Genomic DNA, 1245 nt, shown 5'->3' with positions numbered 1-1245 from the left:
TCCGCCGCTGAGTCTGCCGCAGGTCGCCGCCGTGATTGCCCGGGCCAGCCTGGTCATTGGCGTCGATACCGGCCTTGCACACCTCACCGCAGCCTTGCGCGTACCGGTCATTGCCCTGTACATCGCAACCGATCCGGCGCTGACCGGGGTCCATGGCAGCGGCTTCGTACGCAATCTCGGCGCTGCCGGCGCTCCGCCGTCGGTCAGCGAGGTGCTGACGGTTGCCGAGCACGTCCTGCGCCGATGAGCCGTCTGCTTTACTCGCTGCTCTTCTATCTGGCCATGCCGCTGGTCTGGCTGCGTCTGTTCTGGCGAGCGCGCAGGCAGCCCGAGTACCTGCAGCAGCTGGGTGAGCGGCACGGCTTCTACGCTTCGCGCCCACCCCGGCCGCTGCTCTGGCTGCACGCCGTTTCGGTCGGCGAGACACGTGCTGCGGCCCCGCTGATCGATTCGCTGCTGCGTGCCTACCCCGAGCACGGCGTGCTGCTGACGCACATGACGCCGACCGGTCGCGCCACCGGTCAGGAGTTGCTGGTGAGGCACCCCGGGCGGCTGACGCAGGCCTATTTGCCTTACGACCTGCCCGATGCCTGCGGGCGCTTTCTCGATCACTTCCAGCCCGAGCTTGGGTTGCTGATGGAAACCGAAGTGTGGCCAAACCTGATCGAGGCGGCCAGGCGGCGCAAGTTGCCGATGGCGCTGATCAACGCTCGTCTGTCGGCGCGTTCGCAGCGTGGCTATGCACGTCTGCCGAGCCTGATCGGGCCAGCCCTGGCATCGCTGAGCGCGGTTGCGGCACAGACTGTGGCCGACGCCGAACGTCTGCAGAAGATCGGTGCACGCCAGGTCAGCGTCTGCGGCAACCTGAAATTTGATGTCACCCCTGCGCCGGCCATGCTTGAGCAGGGATCGCGCTGGCGCCAGGCACTCGCTGCCCGCCCGGTCTGGCTCGCTGCCAGCACCCGTGAAGGCGAGGAGGCGTTGATCCTCGATGCCTTGACGGAACTCGACATTCCCGACCTGCTTTTGCTGCTGGTACCGCGCCACCCGCAACGCTTTTCCGAGGTTGCCGAACTGATTGGCCATCGCCGGCTGGCGTTCTGCCGCAGAAGCCGCGAAGAATTGCCGAACCACAATACGCAGGTCTGGCTCGGCGACAGCATGGGTGAAATGGTCGCCTATTACGCGCTCGCGGATTTGGCGCTGATGGGGGGGACCTTGCTGCCGTTTGGCGGCCAGAATCTG

Annotated in this window: 2 protein-coding genes; both read left to right on the top strand. The window is 66.3% G+C overall.

Annotation, left to right across the window (positions count from 1 at the left end; all coding sequences use genetic code 11):
- Positions 1-247, top strand: a 247-nt coding sequence (locus tag CAPSK01_RS16745) for a glycosyltransferase family 9 protein (RefSeq protein ID WP_034929241.1), incomplete at its 5' end; no start/stop codon positions are given.
- Positions 244-1245, top strand: a 1002-nt coding sequence (locus tag CAPSK01_RS16740; RefSeq protein WP_034929237.1) for a 3-deoxy-D-manno-octulosonic acid transferase, incomplete at its 3' end; no start/stop codon positions are given. The genes CAPSK01_RS16745 and CAPSK01_RS16740, both read left to right, overlap by 4 nt.

This window comes from Candidatus Accumulibacter vicinus (assembly GCF_000584955.1).
Classification (GTDB): domain Bacteria; phylum Pseudomonadota; class Gammaproteobacteria; order Burkholderiales; family Rhodocyclaceae; genus Accumulibacter; species Accumulibacter vicinus.
Note: the sequence above shows the minus strand (reverse complement) of the source record. Positions and strands in the feature narration are given on the sequence as shown.